Genomic DNA, 21,336 nt, shown 5'->3' on the forward strand with positions numbered 1-21,336 from the left:
TAACATGCGTATATCGCTTGATGTGGGTGCGATGATGAAGAGTACGGACAGTGCTTATTACCAAAACGTACCCAGGCCGATCGGAGCGATGTCAAAAGCCTATGCCAGCGCCTCCGTCGTGCCGATGCATCGTCATGTGCGCGGGCAGTTGATATATGCCGTTTCCGGCGTCATGGAGGTGATCTCGTCAGACTATCTCTGGCTGGTCCCCCCCCAACGCGCGGTGTGGATGCCGCCGGGCGTCGAGCATCGCATGCGAGCGCGGGGAGATGTCTCTCTGCGCACGCTCTATATTCATCCCGACGTTTTTCCAGAGGACTTCAGTTCTTTTCCGCGGACGGTTCAGGTCTCCGGGCTTTTGCGCGAGTTGATCTTGTGCGCTGCGGATATCCCGGTGGACTACGATGTCGATGGGCGCGACGGCCGCTTGATGGCCCTTCTACTAGAAGAGATCCAATGGTCTCCCGAACAGCCGCTCCGCCTGCCGTCCCCCCGCGATCAACGGCTGACGCGTATTTGCGAGGCGATTCTCGCGAATCCCGGTGACGATCATGGTCTCGAGGGATGGGGGAAGATCGTTGGGGCGTCCAGTCGGACCTTGGCGCGGCTCTTTCAGGCGGAACTCGGCGTATCCTTTCGCTGCTGGCGCCAGCAGGCGCGCATCCTCGCGGCGCTGCCAAGGCTTGCCGCGGGCGAACCGGTGACGGCCATCGCCGCCGATCTTGGCTATGAGACGCCCGGGGCTTTCGCGTCAATGTTTAGACGGCTGACCGGCGCAAAACCGAGCCAATATTTCCCCCACTGACGCGGACGATGGTCGTGTCCCCGGGCGGGGGCTCAGGCCCGTCCGTCCAGGCAGCGCGCGACGTCGCGGGCGAAATAGCTGACGATGAGATCGGCGCCCGCGCGCTTGAACGCCCCCAGGGTCTCAAGCACCGTCGAGCGTTCGTCAAGGGCGCCGGAAAGGGCGGCGAATTTGATCATGGCGTACTCCCCCCCCACCTGATAGGCGGCGAGCGGCAGCAAGGTGCGTTGGCGCAGCTGATGAAGCACATCGAGGTAGAGCGTGCCGGGCTTCACCATGAGAAAATCAGCTCCTTCCGCTTCGTCCAAGAGGGCTTCCCGGAGGGCGGCCCGACCGTTCATCGGATCGAGTTGGTAGGTCTTGCGGTTGCCCTGCAAGGTACACTCGCTGGCTACGCGGAAGGGTCCGTAGAGGGCGGACTCGAACTTCGAGGCATAGGCCATAATCGGGATTTCCAGGAAGCCGGCTTTATCCAATCCGGCACGAATGGCCTGGACCTGACCATCCATCATGCCCGATGGCGCCAGGATGTCCGCTCCCGACTCGGCGGCGACAACGGCCTGTTTCACGAGGTTGGCCAGCGTGGCGTCGTTCGCGACATGGCCCTGGTCTAGCACGCCGCAATGACCATGGTCCGTGTACTCACAAAAGCAAATGTCAGGAATAACCACCATGTCCGGCACAGCGTGCTTCGCCGTCCGTAACATCCGTGCCACCAACCCGTCCGGGTTCCAGGTGTCGCTGCCGCAATGATCCTTGTGGTGCGAGATGCCAAACAGCATCACCGATTTCAACCCCAGGCGGGCGAGGGCTTCGATCTCGGCCGCCAAGTGCTGTTCGGGGATCCGAGAGATTCCCGGCATCGTTGGGATGGGGATTGGCGAGTCAATCTCCTCCTCAACGAAAATGGGCTGGATCAAATCGTTCGTCGAAACCGTGGTTTCTCGGACAAGGTCCCGCAAAGCGACGGAACGGCGCAGTCGGCGCATGCGGGTAACCGGAAAGATGGCTGACATATGAGGGCTCTCTCGCTAATAAAAAGGATGAATTCAGTGTTCTATGGGGGCTCTCGCGAGGTCCACCCCTCACCGATCCATCCTCATTTCAAAGCATGATACCGAGCCTAAAACTTGCGATCTTCTTCCAATGGGACATAGTCCGCGTCAAATCGGACAACCTGGGGGACGATGGGGAGCAAAGCGCCTTTAAGCGGTGTTCTTTTCCGCAGGCGGCGGCCTTAACGGGGCGCATGGCAAATCCAGGCTCTTGACCGGGAAAGCCCAGCGGCCGGACCCGCCGATCGATGGGGCCGGCCGCTGGTTATCCGCCGCGGCGGTGATTAGGGCGTTGGCACCAGAACGCCCTGGGCATCGCGTTTGAGCGGGGCGGGCTGTTGGGGCAAAGGGGCGCCCGGCGCCTCGATCACCGAGACGCCGTGGGGCCAATCGGCCGGGGCGATGGCGACATAGCGGGCGAAGCCGCCGGTTCCCCCTTTGGGCTTGGCAAAGCCGATCGAGATCAGCGCCCCGGCCTCGGGAACCTGATCCAGGTTGGTTACGCCTTCGGCCTGGGTGAAGTTGTTGTGCAGAAGCCAGGCTTCCCCTTCCAGGGTCGGCGTCGAATCCGTATCAAGGGGTTCGTGGCCGTGGAACAAGATCTTGCGCTCGAGGTGCAAAACCTTCAGCGCCGCAAGGCCGACCCCGGGAAAGGGCTTGGCGTTAAAGGCGGTGCTATCGGCCCACTTCTTTGACCAGTCCGAACGCACCATCACCACCGATCCTTCGGGAATGCGCCCATGGCGGGCCTCCCAGTCGTCGATATCGGCGACCTGAAGGGCATAGCCCGGGTCGCGGGCGACCTTGTCGGCGATGGAGATCACCACCAGCGGGCGCAGGGCATAGGTTGGCGGCAGATCGCTGATGGTCGCCCCGCGCTCGTCCCAATGGGCCGGCGGGTCAAGCTGGGTGCCGTATTGGTCGGTGGGAAGGACATAGCTGGTGGCGATGAAGCCATGGTCCTTATAGGTGAAGGGTTTGCCCTTGGCGACGTAGCCCGGAATCGTCGCGCCGGCGACCGCCGGGCGGAAGCTGGCGGTGGCGAAACCCGGCCAGACCGGCTGAACCGGCGAAAAGGCGTGCGTGAGGTCGATGTATTTGGCGGTTTTGAGCTGGGTTTCATAAACCGACCACAGCGCTCCACCGGGCGGCGGCGGGGCCGGCGGCGGCGGGGCGGTGGCGCAGGCGGCGAGCGCCAGGGGAAAAAGTGCGGCAAACAGCGACAAGGACCGGGGAGTCGGCGGCATCGGGCAACCTCCAAGACAGACGGGTTTTCCTGCCCTTCGAGGCTATAGTCGAGTGATGATGTCGGTCAATCCCCGGTGATGGAGCGATCTTTTCAATACGCCTTCTGCCTCCCCCCTGGCGGCGGTCGCGCGTTGACGCTGGGCCTGGGCTTGGGCGAGACTTATCCTTCCTCGTTCCTCGCCGGAGTCGCCGCCATGCGTTTTCGCGGCGCGACCGCCACCGATCTTATCCTTGTGGCCGGGCTCATCAGCCAAGCCCATCGCGATGTGGCGCTCGCCTTCGGCTTGACCGCCGAAAACTGCCCCCGACATCCGTCGTTCTGCACGCCCGCCTGGGTGGAGCGGGGGATGGCTTGCGGAGAGACCTATTTTATTCTGGAACGCGACTCCGTTGCGGTGGGCTGTGTCGCCTGTCGCCTAGCCGAGACCGGCGTCGCCGCCCTCAACCGGCTGTCCGTTCTCGAGTCCGAACGGCGTCGGGGCCATGGCGGACTCCTTGTCGCCCATTGTCTCGATCATGCCAAAGCGGCGGGGGCGCGGAGCGTCAGGATCGGCGTCATCGAGCGCCATGTCGCCCTGCGAGATTGGTATCGTCAGCGAGGCTTCGAAGAGGGGCCGATCGAGCGTTTCCCCCATCTGCCCTTCGCGGTTCAGTCGATGTTTCATCGCCTGGGCGCTACCGTGGTCATCGGGGAAAAGGGGGGCCCCGCGCAGGAGCCCCCCTTTGTGGTTAGACGACCTTGAACAGGTCGGCGGCCTGATGGGGGGCGGCGCGCAGGTATTGGGGCGCGGCCTCGATCTTCTGGCCCAGGCGGGCGGCGGCGTGCCAGGGCCAGCGCGGGTCGTAGAGAATGCCGCGCGCCAGCCCGATCATATCGGCATCCCCGCTGACGAGGATGGTTTCGGCCTGTTCGGGTTCGGTGATCAGGCCGACGGCGATGGTCGGCAGGCCGGTCGCCGCCTTGATGGCGCGGGCCAAGGGCACCTGATAGCCGGGCCCGACGGGGATCTTCTGGTCAAGGCTGAGGGCGCCGCTTGATACGTGAATGAAGGCGCAGCCGCGCGCCTTCAAAGCCTCGGCCAAGGCGATAGTTTCTTCCAAGCTCCAGCCGCCCTCCACCCAATCGGTGGCCGAGACGCGAACGCCAACCGGCTTGCCGGCGGGGAAGGCGGCGCGAACGGCGTCGAAAACCTCCAACGGGAAGCGCAGGCGGTTCTCCAACGAGCCGCCATAGGCGTCGCTGCGCCGGTTCGAAAGCGGCGAAAGGAACTCATGAAGCAGATAGCCGTGGGCGGCGTGGATCTCGATGGCGTCGATCCCGGCGCGCGCCGCCCGCCGGGCGGTGTCGGCGAAGGCCTCGCGCAGCTCCGTCAAATCGGCCACCGTCAGGGCGACGGGCGGGTTTTCCGACGGATCGAAGGGCAGGGCCGAAGGCGCCCGCGTCTGCCAGCCGCCGGCGTCGGGCGCGATCTGCGCGCCGCCTTCCCAGGGCACCGCCGTCGAGGCCTTGCGCCCGGCATGGGCGATCTGCAGGGCGATCGGCATGGTCGAATAGGCGCGAACCTGGGCCAGGGTCTCGGCCAGGGCGTGCTCGGTCTCGTCGGACCACAGCCCCAAATCGGCTGGGCTGATCCGACCGGCCGGCTCCACCGCCGTCGCCTCGATGATCAGCATCCCCGCACCCGACAGGGCGAGTTGGCCAAGATGGATGGTGTGCCAGCCGGTGGTCCGGCCGTCCTTGGCCGAATACTGGCACATCGGGGCGATGATGATGCGGTTGGGCAGGGTCAATCCATCCAGGGTGATCGGCTGGAAAAGCTGGCTTGTCGCCATCGGCGGAGTCCTTGAGTGGAAGAGGGGGGGAGTGGAAGAGAGGAAGAGAGGGAAAGGAAGATTGATAGGGAACGTTCGCTTTCTAATAAATGCCCCGATTGGCCGGGTTTGGATAGCGTTTAGAGAGGCGCGGGAAGTGGATTTCACGCCCGCTGTTTAGCGCAGGGTTCTCATCGCGGCGTCGACAAGCGCGGCCACGCCGATCGGCGGCATGCCGGCTTGGCCAACGACCCGTAGGCCATGGATCAGGCAGAGCATCAGCCGGGCGGTGGCCGGGCCATCGATGGTTTGGTCGATGGAGCCGTCGCTTTGGCCCTCGGCGATCAGCCCGGCCAGCCGGCTTTCGGTCAGCGACAGGCAATCGCGGATGCGATTGGCAAGAGCGGTATCGAACGTGGCCGATTCGGTGGCGGCGTTGACCAGCAGGCAGCCCTGGCGGTCGTCGCCGTCATGGGGTGTGGCGGCATAGAAGGTGAGGGCGGCGCGCAGGCGCTCACGCCCGCCCTCGACCGTGTCGAGAACGGCGTCAAGCTGGGCGCCGCGCAGGGCGGCATAGCGTTCGACCGCCGCCAAGAACAGGCCGCGCTTGTCGGGGAACGCCTTATAGAGGCTGCCGGTGCCCACGCCCATGGCTTCGGAAAGTTGGGTGATCGAATTGGCATGAAAGCCGCGCTCGCAGAAGGCCACGATGGCGCCATCAAGGGCGACATCGAGATCGAATTCGCGGGGGCGACCGGGACCTCTGGGGGGAGCGGGGGAAGACATGATGGTAATTTGGGAGCGTTCACTTCCAAATACAAGGCCTTTGGCAAAAGCAAGGTCTTTGGAAGGCGGGCTTCGCCGGGGCCAGATCGGCCGGCCCCGGTGCGATCGGTTAGACCTTCTTGTGGGCGGCCTCGGCGGCGATGCCCCTTTCGATGACGTCCCAGGCTTCCTTGTAATTGCCCCAGCCCAGGATCTTCACCCACTTGCCCTCTTCAAGGTCCTTGTAGTGGGCGAAGAAATGCTCGATCCGCCGCAGCTCGATCGGCCGCAGGTCGCCGAAATTGTTCACGTTGTCGTGATAGGGGTAGAGCTTGCTGTGGGGCACGCCCAGGATCTTCTCGTCGCGGCCGGCTTCGTCTTCCATGTACAGCACGCCGACCGGGCGGGTGCGCATCACCGAGCCCACCGCCACCGGAATACGGCCGACCACCATCACGTCCACCGGATCACCGTCGTCGGACAGGGTATGGGGAACGAAGCCGTAGTTGCAGGGGTAGTGCATGGCGGTGTGCAGGAAGCGATCGACGAACATCGCCCCCGATTCCTTATCGACCTCGTACTTCACCGGATCGGCGAGCAGCGGAATCTCGATGATGACGTTCACATCCTGGGGCGGGTTCTTGCCCACGGGAATTTTCTTGATATCCATTAACTTGGTCCTCTCTGTCGTATCCCCCGCCTCCCGCGGCGGCGCGGCGCACAGTAGCCTCTTTGCGTGCGCCGCGAAAGGCGCCGCCCCGGGGGATCAGTGCGATTTTGGCGGCGCGAAGCGGGCGGCCAGGGCAACCAGGACCAGCACCGGCAGGCCAAGCGCCGCAGTGCCGATGAAAAAAGACGCATAACCGACGGTATCGACCACCGATCCGCCATAGCCGGCCAGGACCTTGGGCAGCAGGGTCATCAGCGAACTGAACAGGGCGTATTGCATGGCGGTGAAGCGCACCGAGGTCAGGGCCGAGAGATAGGCGACGAAGGCCGCCGAGGCCATGCCGGCGCTGAGATTGTCGCCGACGATGGCGATCATCAGCCACAGGGTCTCGCCCGGATGGCCGGCCAGGGCGGCGAACAGCAGGTTCGACAGCGCCGCCAGCACGGCGCCGATGAACAACGCCCCCATCACCCCGACGCGCAGGGCGACGATGCCGCCCAGAAAACCACCCAGCAGGGTCGCCCACAGGCCCCAGAATTTGGTGTAGGTGGCGATCTGCTCCTTGGTGAAGCCCATGTCGACATAAAAGACATTGGCGATCGCCCCCATCGCCACATCGGCCACCCGGTAGCTGCCGATCAGGGCGAGCACCAGCAGGGCGAGCCGGCCATAGCGGCCGAAGAAATCGGCGATCGGCGCGATATAGGTCCGCCGCAGGTGCTCGCGCGAGGCCAGCCCCAGGGCGATCAGGGCGCTGGCGGCCACCCCGGCTCCGGCCAGGGCGCCGATCAGCCGCAGGGCGCCGGCCAGGGCCTGGGCCAGGGGCTCGCCGGTTCCGGCGGCGTGCAAACCTTGGGCGATCCCCCGCGCCGGAGCGTCAAGGGCGACGAAACCGCCGAGAAAGGCGGCGGCGGCCAGTACGATGACGCCGACGAAGCGGAGCTGGTCGGCCGTCGAGCGGTCGTCGGCCTCGGCGGTTTGCGGGGCGCGCTCGGGTTCGGGGATGACCAAGGTGGTGATCAGCCCCAGGGCCATGACCGCCGCCATCGTCCGATACACCGTCGCCCAGACGGCGGGGTCATAGCCGGTGCCGGGATCGAGCAGGGCGGCCAGCCACAGCGATCCCGCCCCCGAGACCAGCATGCCGACGCGGTAGCCGGCGATATAGCTGGCCGACATCAGCGATTGCAGGGCCGGTTCGGCGGCTTCGATGCGATAGGCGTCGATCACCACGTCTTGGGTGGCGGCGGCGAAGGCGATGATCACCGCGCCCAGGGCCGTCATCGGCAGGGCGACGGCGGGATCGAAGGCTGCGGTCCAGACAAGGCCCAGACATACCAGCCCCTGGGCGAAAGCCAGCCAGCTTCGCCTTCGGCCAAGACGGCCAAGGACGGGAAGGGGCAGGCGGTCGACCAGCGGCGCCCAGACGAATTTGAAGGAATAGGCCAGAGCGGCCCAACTCAGCATGGTGACCGTCGCCCGGTCGATCCCGGCTTCGCGCAGCCAGACCGACAGGGTGCTGAACACCAGCAGCAGCGGCAGACCGGCGGAAAAGCCGAGAAAGCCCATCCGCGCCACCCGGCTATCGCCGATGGCGATCACCGCCTCGCGCCAGCCGGCGGGCAAAGGGGCGAGCAGGAGGCGGCCGACCGCGGCCAGACCGCAGGTCCGGGCGAGGCGCCGCAGCGCCCCGCCGCTGCCCTGGGGTGCCAGTTTCAGGCGCCAGGGGGGGCGGGGGGCTGGGGTCATCGCGGGACCTGTCGGTGGTTCATGCCGTCAGCGTCCGGTTTAGGGACGCCGTTTGGTCGATCAGGCCTCGGAGACCTTCTTCGAACGCTTCTTGCGCTCGTTGGAATCAAGCCAACGCTTGCGCAGACGGATGGTCTTCGGGGTCACCTCGACCAACTCGTCGTCCTGGATATAGGCCAGGGCCTCTTCCAGGCTTTTGCGCAAGGGCGGGGTCAGGCGAATGGCCTCGTCCTTGCCCGAAGCGCGGATGTTGGTCAGCTGCTTGCCCTTGAGGACGTTGATTTCCAGGTCGTTGCCGCGGTTGTGCTCGCCAACGATCATGCCCTCGTAGACCTTCACGCCCGGCTCGATGAACATCGGGCCACGGTCCTGAAGATTGAAGATGGCATAGGCCACGGCATCGCCGGCGCCATTGGAGATCAGCACGCCCTCGCGCCGGCCGTCGATCGTGCCCTTGAACGGGGCATAACCGTGGAACAGGCGGTTCATGATGCCGGTGCCCCGGGTGTCTGTCAGGAATTCGCCGTGATAGCCGATCAGTCCGCGCGACGGGGCGTGGAAGACCAAGCGCAGCTTGCCGCCGCCCGAGGGCTTCATTTCCTGAAGCTCGGCCTTGCGCTGGGACATCTTGTCAACGACCGTGCCGGAGAATTCCTCGTCGACGTCGATCACCACCTCTTCGATCGGCTCTTCGCGATTGCCGCCCTGCTCGTCGGTCTTATAGAGCACGCGCGGGCGCGAAATCGACAGCTCGAAGCCTTCGCGGCGCATGGTTTCGATCAGCACGCCAAGCTGCAGTTCGCCACGGCCGGCGACCTCGAAGGCGTCCTTGTCTTCGGTTTCGCGGATGTGAATGGCGACATTGCCCTCGGCTTCGCGGGCCAGACGGGCGGCGATGACGCGGCTGGTCAGCTTGTCGCCTTCCAGGCCGGCCAAGGGCGAGTCGTTGACCGAGAAGGTCATGGCCAGGGTCGGCGGGTCGATCGGCGCCGCATAGATCGGCTGATCGAGTTCCAGGGCGCAGAGCGTATCGGCCACGGTGGCCTTGGCGATACCGGCGATGGCGATGATATCGCCGGCCTCGGCCTCTTCGACCGGAACGCGGTTCAGGCCGCGAAAGGCCAGCAGCTTGGAGGCGCGGCCCTGTTCAAGGATGCGGCCATCGCGGGCCAGCGCCTTGATCGGCATGTTGATCTTGGCCCGACCCGACAGGATGCGGCCGGTCAGCACGCGACCCAGGTACGGGTCGTATTCAAGGGTGGTCGCCAGCATGGCGAAGGGGGCGTCAAGCACGCGCTCGGGGGCGGGCACATGGTCGACCACCAACTTGAACAGCGGCTCGAGGGTCAGGCCTTCGGTGCCGCCGTCGATCTCTTCAAGCGTGTTCACCGCCCAGCCGTTGCGGCCCGAGGCGAACAGGCAGGGGAAATCAAGCTGCTTGTCCGAGGCGCCGAGGTTGGCGAACAGATCGAAAACCTCGTCGTGGACCTCATGGGCGCGGGCGTCGGGGCGATCGACCTTGTTGATGACGACGATCGGGCGCAGGCCAAGGGCCAGGGCCTTGCCGAGCACGAATTTGGTCTGGGGCAGCGGGCCTTCGGCGGCATCGACAAGCAGGACGACACCGTCGACCATCGACAAGATGCGCTCGACCTCACCGCCGAAATCGGCGTGTCCCGGGGTGTCGACGATATTGACGCGAACGCCCTTCCAGTCGACCGAGGTGCATTTGGCCAGGATGGTGATGCCGCGTTCCCTTTCCAGATCGTTGGAATCGAGCGCGCGCTCGTCCACTTTCTGGTTTTCCCGGAAGCTGCCGCTCTGCTTGAGCAGGGCGTCGACGAGCGTGGTCTTGCCGTGGTCGACGTGGGCGATGATGGCGATGTTGCGAAGGGTGGTCATGGAGTTTTTTTCTTAGCCCAGCTTAGCTTTGACGAGATCGGCCAACGACGCCGCTTCGGGACGGGCGCCGAAGTGGGATACCACTTCCGCCGCAGCGATGGCGCCGATGCGAGCGCAGAGCTTTGGCTCGTACCCCCGGCAAAGGCCGAAAAGAAACCCGGCGGCGAACTGATCGCCAGCCCCGGTGGTGTCGACGAGATGATCCACGGTTTCGGCGGGAACATCGGTCACGCTTTCGGCGCTGACGATGCGACAGCCTTTGGCGCTGCGGGTCACGACGGCCAAGGCGCAGCGACCGCGCAGCGCGGCGGTCGCTTGATCAAGATCGGCGCTGCCGAAAAGCGCCATGACTTCATGTTCGTTGGCCAACAGGATATCGACGTGATTGTCGACCAATTCAAGGAAGGTGTCGCGGTGACGGTCGACACAAAAGGAATCCGACAGCGACAGGGCGACCTTGCGCCCGGCTTTTCGCGCCTGGGCGGCGGCCTGGAGAATGGCCGTTTTGGCGGCGGGCTGGTCCCACAGATAGCCCTCGATATAGGTGATGGCCGAATCGGCGATCACCTCCGCGTCGATATCGTCGGGGGCGAGTTGCGTGCAGGCCCCAAGATAGGTGTTCATCGTGCGTTCGGCATCGGGCGTCACCAGGATCAGGCAACGCGCCGTCGACGGCCCCTCGGTCAGCGGCGCCGTCGGGAAGGTCACGCCGATCGAGGTGATGTCGTGGCGGAAGATCGCGCCCAGGGCATCGTCGCGGACCTTGCCGATGAAGGCGGTGCGGGCGCCGAGCGAGGCCAGACCGGCCATGGTATTGGCCGCCGAACCGCCCGAGGCTTCGATGCCCGGGCCCATGCTGGCGTAAAGCACCTCGGCGCGGGTCTCGTCGATCAGAGTCATGCCGCCCTTGGGCAGGTCATTGGTCGCGAGAAAGGCGTCATCGGCGTGGGACAACACGTCGACAATCGCGTTGCCGATACCGGCCACGTCGAAACGGGGTTCGTGCATGGATGTTACGTCCGACTCTCTCTTGGGTGAGCGCGGGCGGCTCTGGTCGATCGAGCGCTGGCGACTCTGTCTGGGTGGGCGCTGGGGCTGGCGGAGCGTAGGAATTCGCCGTTCGACCATTCTCCCCGCGCCCGTCACGGCGGAAGGCCAATCGGCGGCAGTATAGCAACCAGGGCCCAGACCACAAGGCATGCCCGGCGCGTGGTCGGGCAAAACCCAACCCCGCACCCATGGGACCTTGCGCGGGCCGGCGCCTGCCCTCAATATCCGCCCGCCCGTCGCAATGCAACAGGGGATACGATTTCATGCTCAACGCGCTCGCGAAAGCCTTCGCCCAACTTGGCGATCCGAAGGTTCGCCGGGTTCTTCTGATTTCGATCGGTTTGACGATTCTCGGCTATATCGGGCTCGTCGCCGGGCTTTCCTTCGGCCTGGGGGCGGTGCAGGCCACCGACATCCTTTGGCTTGACACGGTGATCGACTGGGCCGCCGGGGGGGCGGTGGTGGTGCTGGCCTTGCTGTTCTTTCCGGCGCTGGTCACCCTGGTCTCGGGGCTTTTCCTCGACGGAGTCGCCGATGCGGTGGATGCCCGCCACTACCCCGACCTGGGGGCGCCGCGCGCTATTCCGCTGTCGGAGACGGTGATTTCGACTCTGCAGTTCACGCTGATCACCGTCGGCCTTAATATTCTGGCCCTGCCGCTTTATCTGCTGGTCCCCGGGGTCAGCCTTATCGCCTTTTACGCCCTGAACGGCTATTTGATCAGCCGCGAGTTCTTTGAGCTGGCCGCCCACCGGCGGATGGACCGGGCGAGCGCCCTGGCCCTGCGCCGTCAGCGCCGGGGCCGGCTGTGGGCCCTGGGGGCGGCGATCGCCTTTCTCACCACGATCCCTGTTCTCAATTTGCTGGTGCCGGTGATCGGAACGGCGGCGATGGTTCACATGGTCGAGGCCCTGCGCCGTTCCTCTCCTGGCATGTTGCGGGGGTAGCCATCACCTGGATAAACTGGCTTCAAGCCCGCGATCCTTCTTGAGAGAGAGCCAAACGCCGATGTTCGGACGCAAGTCACCCCAGCCCGGATCGAAAGATCCCGCCGTCGAGGCCGAATTCCGGGGCCCGGACGGCCGGAGCCAGGATTCCTCTGCGGTCTCCGCCACCGCCGATGAGGCTCCCACTCCTCCTTTCCGGCCGCTGGGAGAGGACACCCCCGTGTTCACCCCCTCGTCCGCCCAGGCGGCTCCGCCGCTCAAACCCTTCGCCCAACGAGGCACCCTAATGCCCAACCGCCCCAATCCCCCGGCTTTCAAGCAACCCGATATTCCGCGCCGGGTGATGGATATTCCCGGCCACCCGCCGCGCCGCCCCGAAGCGGCTCCCGATTCAACCGAGGGCAAGAAGCTTGTCGTCGGTCGCGAGATCCAGCTTTCGGGCGAGATCAATGCCTGCGACCATCTGGTGGTCGAAGGCAAGGTCGCGGCCAATCTGACCAATGCCTCGATGCTGGAAGTCGCCGAGACCGGCGAGTTCAAGGGCACGGTGGTCATCGCCGAGGCCGATATCAGCGGCCGCTTCGAAGGCGAGATGACGGTCAGCCGTCGTCTTGTCGTCCGCCCCACCGGAGTGGTGGCCGGGGTCATCCGCTATGCCGCGCTGTCGGTGGAGGAGGGCGGGCGCCTGCAAGGCTCCATCGGTTCGCTCGACGCCGAATTCGAACCCCCCGCTGCTCCCGCCCCCGCTCCCTCTGCCGCCGCTCCGGGGCCGCTGGGCGGTCCTGCGGCCGGCCCGCGGGTATGATCGTCGGCGCCCGCCCCGAAAGGACCGGTCTCGCGCTCTGGCGGAGGGTGGCTGTTTTCGGGGGGGCGCTCGTCGGTCTCGCCGCCTGTCAATCGGCCGACGGCCTGGGCGGGCGGCATGGCGCCCTGCCGCCCTTGACGGTGGACAGCCCCTCGGCCCTGATCGGCCGCGATGATCGCGGCCTGCGCCGCGTTCTTGGCGAACCCGCCCTGCTGCGCCGCGACGGCTCGGCCCAGGTCTGGCAATACCGGGGGCGGGGCTGCGTGCTGGACTTCGTTCTTTATGAGGACGGGGGCCGCCTGGGCGTGGCCTATGCGGAGGCCCGGGGCCGGGGCGGCGGCGCGGCCGATCCCAAGGCCTGCCTGCGCGATGTCCACCACACCGCGTCGATCGGCGAGGTCATCGCCCTGTAACGTCAAGAACCGGATTGAAATTCAAGTCTCTGGTGACAGGCGTCTGAAAGGCTCCATCTCTCCTTCCGTGGAGGTTTTGATGATTGACTTCGAGGACGCTGTCCGCATAGCCCTGGAAAATGTGGAAAAATTAGTAAAGGGGGCAAAAAATCCGGTTCCGGAAGAAGCTCTTCTGTCTTCTGACGGAAAATTTTACGAAGTCACCGTTAGCTATGACCTTGATGGCCCCGGCGCTTTTGATACCCTAAATCCTTCAAGTAAAGACGCGTCAAACCTGTTGACGCTGGCAGCCATAATGGGAAGAAGAAAGGAATACAAGGTATTCCTTATTAATAGTGAGAATGGGAATTTTGGGGGGTTTAGGAGATATAAAGAGGGCTAATAATTTTGAAAAACAAAAAGCTAATAATAGACACAAATATTTTACTGCTTCTTGTTATTGGCTCTATTGAAAGTGGTAGGCATATCCGTAATTCAAAGCGTTTGAGCGGATTTGATATTAAAGACTATAGAGCGGTTGTTGAGTTTATAGGGAGTTTTGAAAAAATCTATATAACGCCCTATATCGCAACCGAGGTATCTAATCTTATAGATCTCAACGGCTACGCCGCCAAACTTGCCTTTGGAATTGCGAGAAGCTTTTTTTTGATATTTGAACAGATAGAATCAACTATAGTTTCCGACAGTGAGCCGGAAGAATTTCTATCCTATGGGATTACGGACAGTTCTCTTGTAAGATTATCGTCAAATTATACCATACTTACAAATGACAAAAGGCTTTTAGGGCCTTTGTTTTCCGCCGGTGGCGAAAATATCATTCCTTTTGAGATGGTTCGATCTTTAGTCAGAGGGTCGAACCTATAAAAAGTTAAGAACGGCCAAGACGATCCCGCTTCAATTTTTCAAGCGCGAGCCCCATCGCTCCGACCGCGTTTCACCACGGTCGCTAGAAACTAAGCCCTGACCAGCCGGCTCATAGCGCCAGCGTTTTATCGGGAAAGCCGCAGCAATCGCGGACGGGGCAGAGCGGGCATTCGGGCTTGCGGGCCTTGCAAACATAGCGGCCGTGCAGAATCAGCCAGTGATGGGCGTGCAGGCGATAGCCTTCGGGGATCACGGCTTCAAGCCCGATCTCGACGGCCAGCGGCGTCTTGCCCGGCGCTAGGCCGGTGCGGTTGGCGACTCGGAAGATATGGGTGTCGACGGCCATCGTCGGTTGGCCAAAGGCGATGTTGAGCACGACATTGGCGGTCTTGCGCCCGACCCCGGGCAGGGTTTCCAGGGCGGCGCGGTCGCAAGGCACCTCGCCGCCATGCTCGTCGATCAGGGCTTGCGAGAGGGCGATGACATTGCGCGCCTTGGTGTTGAACAGGCCGATGGTGCGGATATAGCCGCGCAGTGCCTCTTCCCCCAGGGCCACCATCTTCGCCGGGGTGTCGGCCACCTGAAACAACGGTCCGGTCGCCCGGTTGACCCCCTTGTCGGTGGCCTGGGCCGAGAGCACGACGGCGACCAGCAAGGTGAAGGGGTTGAGGTACTCCAACTCCCCCTTGGGCTCGGGCGAGAGCGCCGCCAAGGTCGCGAAAAACCGCTCGACATCCGCCGGGGCCAAGGGAACCGGGGCCGCCGGGGTGACGGGCGGAGTGCTCGACGGGCGATCTTGTCTTGGCGAGGCTGGGCGGCTCAAAGCGCTCAGAGCCCGAGAACGTCGTGCATGGAATAAAGCCCGGGGGCGCGATCGCGGGTCCACAGGGCGGCGCGCAGGGCGCCCTTGGCGAAAACCGCGCGGTTCGAGGCGCGGTGGGTCAATTCGATGCGCTCGCCCTCGGCGGCGAAGATCACCGTGTGATCGCCCACCACATCGCCGCCGCGCAGGGTGGCGAAGCCGATGGAGCCGGGCTCGCGCGGGCCGGTCAGGCCGTCGCGCACCCGGGTCGCCATCTCGTCAAGGTCGATGCCACGTCCGGCGGCGGCGGCCTTGCCCAGGCCCAGGGCGGTGCCCGAGGGGGCGTCGACCTTGAAGCGGTGATGCATTTCAAGGATTTCGATGTCGTAATCGTCCTTGAGCAAGCCGGCCACCCGTTCGGTCAGGGCCATCAGCAAGGTGACGCCGACGCTCATATTGGGGGCGAAGACCACCGGCACCTTCTGCGCCGCCCGTTCCAGGGCCGCCACATGGTCGGGGCCCATGCCGGTGGTGCCGACGATCAGGGCGCTGCCGTGACGGGCGGCGAGGGCGGCGTGGGTGACGGTGGCGGCCGGGGTGGTGAAATCGATGACCGTATCGCTGGCGGCGAAAAGTTCGGCGGCATCATCGCCAACGCCGATGCCGATGGTCTCGCTGCCGATCAACAAGCCAAGATCCGTTCCGGTGGCCGGCGAGCCCGGGCGTTCGATGCCGCCGACCAGGGTGGTTTCCGGCGAGGCGCTGACTTCCTTGAGCAACATGCGGCCCATACGCCCGGCGCAGCCGACGATCCCGATCTTCATGATGGCTCGGTCCTTCCTTGCGGGCGCTTTGGGGGCCTGGGGGATTGGCGAATCCACCGCCCGACCCTTCGCATGCGCGCGGTTGTTGCTGGGTGCGTTCTCTAGCATGGTCGCGGGCGCGGGTGAAACGCCAGGGGGGCGCGGGTGGTCTGCCGAAATGGGGGGGCTCCCCGCACCCGGGCCCGGCTATCCGCGGCTTAAGGGGCGTAGGCCGCCATCATGATCCGCACCACTTCGTCCACGCGGCGCACGCGCTCGTCCTCGGTCTCGTCGCTGATGCCCAGGCACATCCGCATGTGGGCCGATCCCTTGAGCATGCCGAGGAAAAGCTCGGCGGTGAGCTCGGGGTCGGGAACCCGCAATTGACCCTTTTCGTTCATGCCAGACAGATGGCAGGCGACGGCGCGGTGGCCGATGGCCGGGCCGGAGCGGAAGAAGATCTCGCGGATTTCGGGAAAGCGTTCGCCGTCGCCCATCACCCGACGATGGACGGCCAGACTGTCGGGGCAGGAGATCATCGCCAGCAGACGCAGCCCAAGCACCCGCAAGCGTTCCGCCGGCGCGCCGGCCAGGATCGTCTCGTCGAGATCGAAGACCGAGCTGGTGCGGTCGCGGATGACCTCGGCGAACAGATCGGCCTTGCCGGCGAAATGAGCATAGACGGTCGCCTTGGACACCCCGGCCTCGGCGGCGATCGATTCGACGCTGACGCTGGCGTAGTCCTCGCCCAGGAAAAGCTTGCGGGCGGCGGCGAGAATGGCCGCGCGCTTGCCGCGCCGGTCGGCGGTCGGCGGCGACCAAGGCTCTTTGGCCGGTCGCGAGTCGGTGGCGGAAGGGGGCTGTGGCGAAGGGCGGCTTGACGACATGGGGGCTCCTAGGGGTTGGCGGCATCCTACACAAAGGGGCCGGGGCTTGAGGACGAAAATCTACACCGGCGGTTCACTTCCTCCTTGAAATGGGGCGGGCGCTCCGTCATTTAAACCGGGCAGTTTAGTTTGTGTCACGCGAAGTTTTGAACTCCGCGTTCTCCGGCCTTCAGGAGCCCCCATGTCCACCGCCCCCTCGGGACCCCGTTCAACCGTGTCTGCCGAACCGACGCTGCCCCCCGCGTCCCCCCGTTCCTGGGGTCGCCGCCTGCTGCTTGGCGTCCTTGTCGTTGGCGCGGTGGCGGCGGCCGGGGTGTTCGGCTGGCGCTGGTGGACCGAGGGACGGTTTCTTGAAACCACCGACAACGCCTATATCCAGGGCGACATCACCGCCATCGCCCCCAAGGTCTCGGGCTATGTGGACGAGGTCGCCGTCGGCGACAACGAGGTGGTTAGCGCCGGTCAGCTGCTGGTGCGCTTAGATAGCGCCGATTACCGGGTTCAGGTGGATCAGGCCCGTGCCAACGCCGAGGGCAAGGCCGCCGAACTGGCCTCGATCATCGCCAATATCGATCTTCAACAGACGGCGATCGCCCAGGCCCGGGGCGCGATGGACGCCGCCCAGGCGCGGTTCGATCGCGCCGCCAAGGATCTGGCCCGCTATCAGGATCTGGTGGGCCGTGGCGCCACCAGTCGCCAGAGCCTGGACAGCGCCCGCGAACAGGCGACCTCTGGCGCGGCCGAGCTGCGCAGCGCCGCCGCCGCCCTTGACGGCGCCCAGAAGCGTCTGGCCGTGCTCAGCGCCGATCGCGACGCGGCGGCGGCCGAAGTGCGCTCGGCCCAGGCGCAACGCGCCCTGGCCGAGATCAATCTCGCCAATACGGAAATCCGCGCGCCGATCGCCGGGGTGGTCGGCAATCGCGGGGTGCGGGCCGGTCAGTATGTGGCTCCCGGATCGGCGCTGATGGCGATCGTGCCGCTTGAGGGCCTGTGGATCGCGGCGAACTTCAAGGAAACCCAATTGGGCGCCATGGCGCCGGGACAGACGGTGAAGGTGGAGATCGACGCCTATTCCGGTCGCCACGGCCAGGGCCGGGTGGTCAGTTTCGCCCCGGCCTCGGGGGCGCAGTTCAGCCTGCTGCCGCCCGAGAACGCCACGGGCAATTTCACCAAGGTCGTCCAACGCGTTCCGGTGCGGATCGAGATGCTTGCCGATGATCCGCTGTCGGCGCTGATGCGCCCGGGGCTGTCGGTCGAGGTCTCGGTCGATACCCGTGGCGGGCGCGATGTCGCGCTGGGTCTGGTCGGCACCGCCCTGGCCGGTTCGGCCGGGTCTTCCCCCACCCACCGCTAAGTCGGGGCGCCCCGTTCCATGGCCGCCGCCCCCGCTTCCGCCGCCGTCTCCGGCGGTGCCTTGCCCTTGCGCGATCGCCTTGGCTTCTTCGCCCTGGTGGTCGGCATGTTCATGGCCATCCTCGATATCCAGATCGTCGCCAGTTCCCTGGCCGAGATCCAGGCCGGCGTCAGTGCCGGTCCCGAAGAGATCAGCTGGGTACAGACCGGCTATCTAATCGCCGAAGTGGTGATGATTCCGCTGTCGGGTTGGCTGTCGCGGTTGATGTCGACGCGCTGGCTGTTCACCATGGCCAGCGGCGGCTTCACCATCGCCAGCGGGCTGTGCGCCATCGCCTGGAATCTCGAAAGCCTGGTTGCCTTCCGCGTCGTTCAGGGATTCCTGGGCGGGGCGATGATCCCCACCGTCTTCGCCGCCGCCTTCGCCCTGTTCCCGGGCAAGAAGCAGGCCGGGGTGTCGGTGGTCATCGGCTTGGTGGCGACCTGCGCCCCGGCCCTGGGGCCGACCATCGGCGGCCATCTGACCGAGGCCCTGTCCTGGCACTGGCTATTTTTGCTCAACCTGCCGGTCGGCGCCGCGGTGACGGTCGCCGCGGCCACCCTGGTTCATTTCGACGAGGCCGATCCCAGCTTGCTGCGCCGTATCGACCTGATCGGCATCGGTCTGGTCGCGGTCTGCCTGGGAAGCTTGCAGTATATTCTGGAGGAAGGACCGCGCGACGACTGGTTCGACTCGGCGCCCATCGTCTTTTTCACCGCCTGCGCGGCGATCGGCGGCGTTTTGCTGGTTTGGCGCGAACTGACGGCCAAGGACCCGGTGGTCGATCTGCGCGCCTTCCTTGATCGCAATTTCGTTCTTGGCTGTCTTTACAGCTTCATCACCGGCGTCGGGCTTTATGGGGCGGTCTATCTGATGCCGCTGTTCCTCGCCCGCGTCCGCGATCTCAATCCGGCGCAGATCGGCGAGGTGGTGATGATCACCGGCCTGTTCCAGTTTCTGTCGGCGCCGCTGGCCGGAGCGCTGTCGCGCAAGCTTGATCTGCGGGTGATGCTGTCGTTCGGGTTGTTGATGTTCGCCCTTGGCCTCTGGCTGAACACCCATCTGACCCATGACTGGGACTATTGGGAATTCTTCCTGCCCCAGGCGGTGCGCGGGGTGTCGTTGATGTTCATCTTCATCCCGATCAATCGCCTGAGCCTGGGCACCCTGCCCAAGGAGAAGCTGGGCAACGCCTCGGGCCTTTATAATCTGATGCGCAATCTGGGCGGGGCGATCGGGCTGGCGGCGATCACCACCATGCTGACCGATCAGACCAAGATCCATTATTCCTATCTGGCCGAAAACGTCACCACCGCCCGGCTGGCCGCCGAGGCGACCCTGTCGGGCATGGAGCGCCATTTCGATCCGGTTCTTGGCAGTTCCTCGGCCCAGGCGGCGCTGGGACAGGTTCGTCAGATCGTGATGCGCGAGGCGACGGTGATGGCCTTCGCCGATGTCTTCACCGCCGTCGCCGTGGTCTTCGCCTTCGGCCTGCTGCTGATGCCTTTCGTCCACAAGGTTGGCGGCAATGGTCCCGATGGCGGCGGCCATTGAAGGATCCCAAGGGATCTGAACCAGATCGCGACGACGATTTGCTTCGACATCAAAGGGGTGGAGCGGCGGTAAAGGGGGGCGCCCTTGCCGCCGCTTGATCGAGGGCGACGGCTCAGCCGGCGCGGACGCGCTCGACGAAGGCGTTGATGCGTTCGTGCATGGTCTTGGCCGTATCGCGCAAGGCCTCGGCCGAGGCGTGAACCTGACTGGCGGCGGTTCCGGCCTGGGAGGCGGAATCGGATACGCTGGCGATGTTATCGGACACCACCGAGGTGCCCTGGCTGGCTTCCTGGATATTGCGCGAGATTTCCCGGGTGGCGGCGCCCTGTTCCTCGACCGCGGCGGCGATGGCCTCCGAGATGGCGTTGATTTCCGAGATGGTGCCGGCGATGCTGGAGATGGCGGTTCCGCTGCTGCGGGTTTCCTCCTGAAGGGCGGCGATCTGTCGGGTGATTTCGTCGGTCGCCCGGGCGGTCTGATTGGCCAAAGTCTTGACCTCGCCGGCGACCACGGCGAAGCCCTTGCCGGCGTCACCGGCCCTTGCCGCCTCGATCGTGGCGTTCAGCGCCAGCAAATTGGTCTGCTCGGCGATGGTGGTGATCAGCTTGACCACCTCGCCGATGCGTTCGGCGGCGGCGATCAGGGTCTGGACCTGTTGGCTGGTTTTACCGGCGTCGCGCACCGCATCGCCGGTGACCTGCGAGGCCCGCGTCACCTGATGGCCAATCTCGCTGATCGACGCCGACAACTCCTCGGCGGCCGAGGCGACGGTCTGGACATTGGCGCTGGCGGCCTCGGTGGCGGTCGCCACCTCGTCGACCCGGGTGCGGGTGGCATTGGCGCTGGCGTTCAGCGCGTTGGCCGCGCCGTTCAGATCCTCCGAGGCGCCGACCAGGGTGCGCAGCAGGCTTCCCACGCCCTGCTCGAAATCATTGGCCAGGGCCTGACGCATCGCCGTGCGCTCCTTGACGGCCTCGGCTTCGGCCTGCTTCTGGCGGTCGACCAGCGCCCGGTTTTCCTGGCCGTTGCGGCGGAAGACCTCCAAGGCCCTGGCCATGGCGCCGATTTCATCGCGCCGGGTCGCTCCCTTGATCTCGACGGCCAGATCGCCCTCGGCCAGACGGACCATGCGCGCGGTCATCTCGACCAGCGGCTTGGTGATCGAGTGGACGATGGCATAGGCGATCAGGCAGACCACCAGCAAGATGACGGCGATCGTCGCCCCGGCGGTAAAGGCTTCTTTGGCGAAGGCGGTCTCGACATCATCGATATACAAGCCGCTGCCGATCAACCAGCCCCAGGGCTCGAAGCCGACGGCATAGGAAATCTTGGCGATCGGCGCGCTTTCGCCCGGACGCGGCCAGGAATAGGGCAGCACGACCGAGCCGCCGTTGCGCGTGCCATCGACCAGGGCGCGGATGATCGGCAGACCGTTGGGATCGACCAACCCCATGCGATTCTCGCCCTCCTTGGAGGGATCGGGGGCATTGACCAGAACCGTGCCCCGGCTGTCGTAAACGAAGACGTAATCGCCCTTGCCGTAAGTCATCGCCCGCAAGGCCGTCCGCGCCCAGGTCTTGGCCTCGGCCTCGCTCAGCTTGCCGGCGATCTGCTGGCTTTGCGCCTGCTTGACGATCCCCAGGGCGGTGGTGGCGATCGACTGCACCTGGGCGGTGCGGTCGCGCATCATGCCCTTGTGTTCTCCGTTGAGAACCACCACCGAGGAACCGATCAGGGCGACGATCATAAGGGCGACCGGAATCCAGATCCGAATCGCGATACGTGTATTGGTCAACACGGGTCTATTCTCCA

General features: G+C 65.0%; 21 protein-coding genes. 9 read left to right on the forward strand and 12 right to left on the reverse strand.

Going from position 1 to position 21,336, the window contains the following annotated elements:
- Positions 1–4 precede the first annotated feature (4 nt).
- Positions 5–805 carry an AraC family transcriptional regulator gene (locus RRU_RS00715; RefSeq protein ID WP_014625874.1) on the forward strand — a complete coding sequence of 267 codons (801 nt, stop codon included), beginning with the start codon at positions 5–7 and terminating at the stop codon, positions 803–805.
- A gap of 32 nt (positions 806–837) precedes the next feature.
- Here the strand turns inward: RRU_RS00715 and hemB are convergent, their stop codons facing one another.
- Positions 838–1,821, reverse strand: coding sequence for a porphobilinogen synthase (hemB, locus tag RRU_RS00720; protein ID WP_011387902.1), 984 nt, complete (start codon positions 1,819–1,821; stop codon positions 838–840).
- A 323-nt stretch (positions 1,822–2,144) separates the two neighbouring features.
- Complete coding sequence (locus RRU_RS00725) at positions 2,145–3,107, reverse strand: cyclase family protein (RefSeq protein ID WP_011387903.1); 963 nt, start codon at positions 3,105–3,107, stop codon at positions 2,145–2,147.
- A 195-nt stretch (positions 3,108–3,302) separates the two neighbouring features.
- On the opposite strand from RRU_RS00725, the gene RRU_RS00730 reads away from it, so the two are divergent.
- Positions 3,303–3,851, forward strand: coding sequence for a GNAT family N-acetyltransferase (locus RRU_RS00730; protein ID WP_162470592.1), 549 nt, complete (start codon positions 3,303–3,305; stop codon positions 3,849–3,851).
- Here the strand turns inward: RRU_RS00730 and RRU_RS00735 are convergent.
- From RRU_RS00735 to RRU_RS00760, 6 genes are all read right to left on the reverse strand, one after another.
- Positions 3,838–4,941 carry an NADH:flavin oxidoreductase/NADH oxidase gene (locus RRU_RS00735; RefSeq protein ID WP_011387905.1) on the reverse strand — a complete coding sequence of 368 codons (1,104 nt, stop codon included), beginning with the start codon at positions 4,939–4,941 and terminating at the stop codon, positions 3,838–3,840. The genes RRU_RS00730 and RRU_RS00735 overlap by 14 nt on opposite strands.
- Before the next feature lie 156 nt (positions 4,942–5,097).
- Complete coding sequence (locus RRU_RS00740) at positions 5,098–5,706, reverse strand: TetR/AcrR family transcriptional regulator (RefSeq protein ID WP_011387906.1); 609 nt, start codon at positions 5,704–5,706, stop codon at positions 5,098–5,100.
- 109 nt (positions 5,707–5,815) lie between these two features.
- Positions 5,816–6,355 (reverse strand): inorganic diphosphatase, encoded by a 540-nt coding sequence (gene ppa / locus RRU_RS00745; protein WP_011387907.1) that lies wholly within the window; start codon positions 6,353–6,355, stop codon positions 5,816–5,818.
- 96 nt (positions 6,356–6,451) lie between these two features.
- Positions 6,452–8,104 (reverse strand): AmpG family muropeptide MFS transporter, encoded by a 1,653-nt coding sequence (locus RRU_RS00750; RefSeq protein ID WP_011387908.1) that lies wholly within the window; start codon positions 8,102–8,104, stop codon positions 6,452–6,454.
- A 60-nt stretch (positions 8,105–8,164) separates the two neighbouring features.
- Positions 8,165–10,006, reverse strand: a complete 1,842-nt coding sequence (typA, locus tag RRU_RS00755; RefSeq protein ID WP_011387909.1) for a translational GTPase TypA — start codon at positions 10,004–10,006, stop codon at positions 8,165–8,167.
- Positions 10,007–10,018: 12 nt separating this feature from the next.
- Positions 10,019–11,014, reverse strand: a complete 996-nt coding sequence (locus RRU_RS00760; protein ID WP_014625876.1) for an adenosine kinase — start codon at positions 11,012–11,014, stop codon at positions 10,019–10,021.
- A gap of 305 nt (positions 11,015–11,319) precedes the next feature.
- Between RRU_RS00760 and RRU_RS00765 the strand changes: the two genes are divergently transcribed.
- The 5 genes from RRU_RS00765 (at position 11,320) to RRU_RS00785 (ending at position 14,085) form a co-directional block, all read left to right on the forward strand.
- Positions 11,320–12,003, forward strand: a complete 684-nt coding sequence (locus RRU_RS00765; RefSeq protein ID WP_011387911.1) for an EI24 domain-containing protein — start codon at positions 11,320–11,322, stop codon at positions 12,001–12,003.
- A 220-nt stretch (positions 12,004–12,223) separates the two neighbouring features.
- Positions 12,224–12,808: a bactofilin family protein gene (locus RRU_RS00770; RefSeq protein WP_162470593.1), complete on the forward strand. Its 585-nt coding sequence runs from the start codon at positions 12,224–12,226 to the stop codon at positions 12,806–12,808.
- 47 nt (positions 12,809–12,855) lie between these two features.
- Complete coding sequence (locus RRU_RS00775) at positions 12,856–13,221, forward strand: hypothetical protein (protein ID WP_237703812.1); 366 nt, start codon at positions 12,856–12,858, stop codon at positions 13,219–13,221.
- Between the two features lie 79 nt (positions 13,222–13,300).
- Complete coding sequence (locus RRU_RS00780; protein WP_148265464.1) at positions 13,301–13,603, forward strand: hypothetical protein; 303 nt, start codon at positions 13,301–13,303, stop codon at positions 13,601–13,603.
- 5 nt (positions 13,604–13,608) lie between these two features.
- A complete protein-coding gene (locus RRU_RS00785) occupies positions 13,609–14,085 on the forward strand; it encodes a hypothetical protein (protein WP_148265465.1) in 477 nt (158 codons plus the stop codon).
- Between the two features lie 109 nt (positions 14,086–14,194).
- Here the strand turns inward: RRU_RS00785 and nth are convergent, their stop codons facing one another.
- The 3 genes from nth to RRU_RS00800 all read right to left on the reverse strand — a co-directional run bounded on the left by nth (position 14,195) and on the right by RRU_RS00800 (position 16,577).
- Complete coding sequence (gene nth, locus RRU_RS00790; protein ID WP_014625878.1) at positions 14,195–14,833, reverse strand: endonuclease III; 639 nt, start codon at positions 14,831–14,833, stop codon at positions 14,195–14,197.
- Positions 14,834–14,913: 80 nt separating this feature from the next.
- A complete protein-coding gene (gene dapB / locus RRU_RS00795; RefSeq protein WP_011387915.1) occupies positions 14,914–15,711 on the reverse strand; it encodes a 4-hydroxy-tetrahydrodipicolinate reductase in 798 nt (265 codons plus the stop codon).
- A gap of 197 nt (positions 15,712–15,908) precedes the next feature.
- Positions 15,909–16,577 (reverse strand): TetR/AcrR family transcriptional regulator, encoded by a 669-nt coding sequence (locus RRU_RS00800; RefSeq protein WP_011387916.1) that lies wholly within the window; start codon positions 16,575–16,577, stop codon positions 15,909–15,911.
- 181 nt (positions 16,578–16,758) lie between these two features.
- On the opposite strand from RRU_RS00800, the gene RRU_RS00805 reads away from it, so the two are divergent.
- Together RRU_RS00805 and RRU_RS00810 are read left to right on the forward strand one after the other, a co-directional pair.
- The gene (locus RRU_RS00805; protein WP_011387917.1) at positions 16,759–17,931 is read left to right on the forward strand and encodes an HlyD family secretion protein; all 1,173 of its coding nucleotides are present in this window, start codon (positions 16,759–16,761) and stop codon (positions 17,929–17,931) included.
- Positions 17,932–17,949: 18 nt separating this feature from the next.
- Positions 17,950–19,524, forward strand: a complete 1,575-nt coding sequence (locus RRU_RS00810; RefSeq protein WP_011387918.1) for a DHA2 family efflux MFS transporter permease subunit — start codon at positions 17,950–17,952, stop codon at positions 19,522–19,524.
- 112 nt (positions 19,525–19,636) lie between these two features.
- Here the strand turns inward: RRU_RS00810 and RRU_RS00815 are convergent, their stop codons facing one another.
- The gene (locus RRU_RS00815) at positions 19,637–21,322 is read right to left on the reverse strand and encodes a methyl-accepting chemotaxis protein (protein WP_011387919.1); all 1,686 of its coding nucleotides are present in this window, start codon (positions 21,320–21,322) and stop codon (positions 19,637–19,639) included.
- Between the last annotated feature and the right edge of the window lie 14 nt (positions 21,323–21,336).

It is taken from the genome of Rhodospirillum rubrum ATCC 11170 (assembly GCF_000013085.1).
Taxonomy (GTDB): domain Bacteria; phylum Pseudomonadota; class Alphaproteobacteria; order Rhodospirillales; family Rhodospirillaceae; genus Rhodospirillum; species Rhodospirillum rubrum.

Bases quoted from the DNA above. Each gene is read 5' to 3' on its own strand.
- RRU_RS00715 (WP_014625874.1), top strand. From the start codon at position 5: ATGCGTATATCGCTTGATGTGGGTGCGATGATGAAGAGTACGGACAGT.
- hemB (WP_011387902.1), bottom strand. From the start codon at position 1,821: ATGTCAGCCATCTTTCCGGTTACCCGCATGCGCCGACTGCGCCGTTCC.
- RRU_RS00725 (WP_011387903.1), bottom strand. From the start codon at position 3,107: ATGCCGCCGACTCCCCGGTCCTTGTCGCTGTTTGCCGCACTTTTTCCC.
- RRU_RS00730 (WP_162470592.1), top strand. From the start codon at position 3,303: ATGCGTTTTCGCGGCGCGACCGCCACCGATCTTATCCTTGTGGCCGGG.
- RRU_RS00735 (WP_011387905.1), bottom strand. From the start codon at position 4,941: ATGGCGACAAGCCAGCTTTTCCAGCCGATCACCCTGGATGGATTGACC.
- RRU_RS00740 (WP_011387906.1), bottom strand. From the start codon at position 5,706: ATGTCTTCCCCCGCTCCCCCCAGAGGTCCCGGTCGCCCCCGCGAATTC.
- ppa (WP_011387907.1), bottom strand. From the start codon at position 6,355: ATGGATATCAAGAAAATTCCCGTGGGCAAGAACCCGCCCCAGGATGTG.
- RRU_RS00750 (WP_011387908.1), bottom strand. From the start codon at position 8,104: ATGACCCCAGCCCCCCGCCCCCCCTGGCGCCTGAAACTGGCACCCCAG.
- typA (WP_011387909.1), bottom strand. From the start codon at position 10,006: ATGACCACCCTTCGCAACATCGCCATCATCGCCCACGTCGACCACGGC.
- RRU_RS00760 (WP_014625876.1), bottom strand. From the start codon at position 11,014: ATGCACGAACCCCGTTTCGACGTGGCCGGTATCGGCAACGCGATTGTC.
- RRU_RS00765 (WP_011387911.1), top strand. From the start codon at position 11,320: ATGCTCAACGCGCTCGCGAAAGCCTTCGCCCAACTTGGCGATCCGAAG.
- RRU_RS00780 (WP_148265464.1), top strand. From the start codon at position 13,301: ATGATTGACTTCGAGGACGCTGTCCGCATAGCCCTGGAAAATGTGGAA.
- dapB (WP_011387915.1), bottom strand. From the start codon at position 15,711: ATGAAGATCGGGATCGTCGGCTGCGCCGGGCGTATGGGCCGCATGTTG.
- RRU_RS00800 (WP_011387916.1), bottom strand. From the start codon at position 16,577: ATGTCGTCAAGCCGCCCTTCGCCACAGCCCCCTTCCGCCACCGACTCG.
- RRU_RS00805 (WP_011387917.1), top strand. From the start codon at position 16,759: ATGTCCACCGCCCCCTCGGGACCCCGTTCAACCGTGTCTGCCGAACCG.
- RRU_RS00810 (WP_011387918.1), top strand. From the start codon at position 17,950: ATGGCCGCCGCCCCCGCTTCCGCCGCCGTCTCCGGCGGTGCCTTGCCC.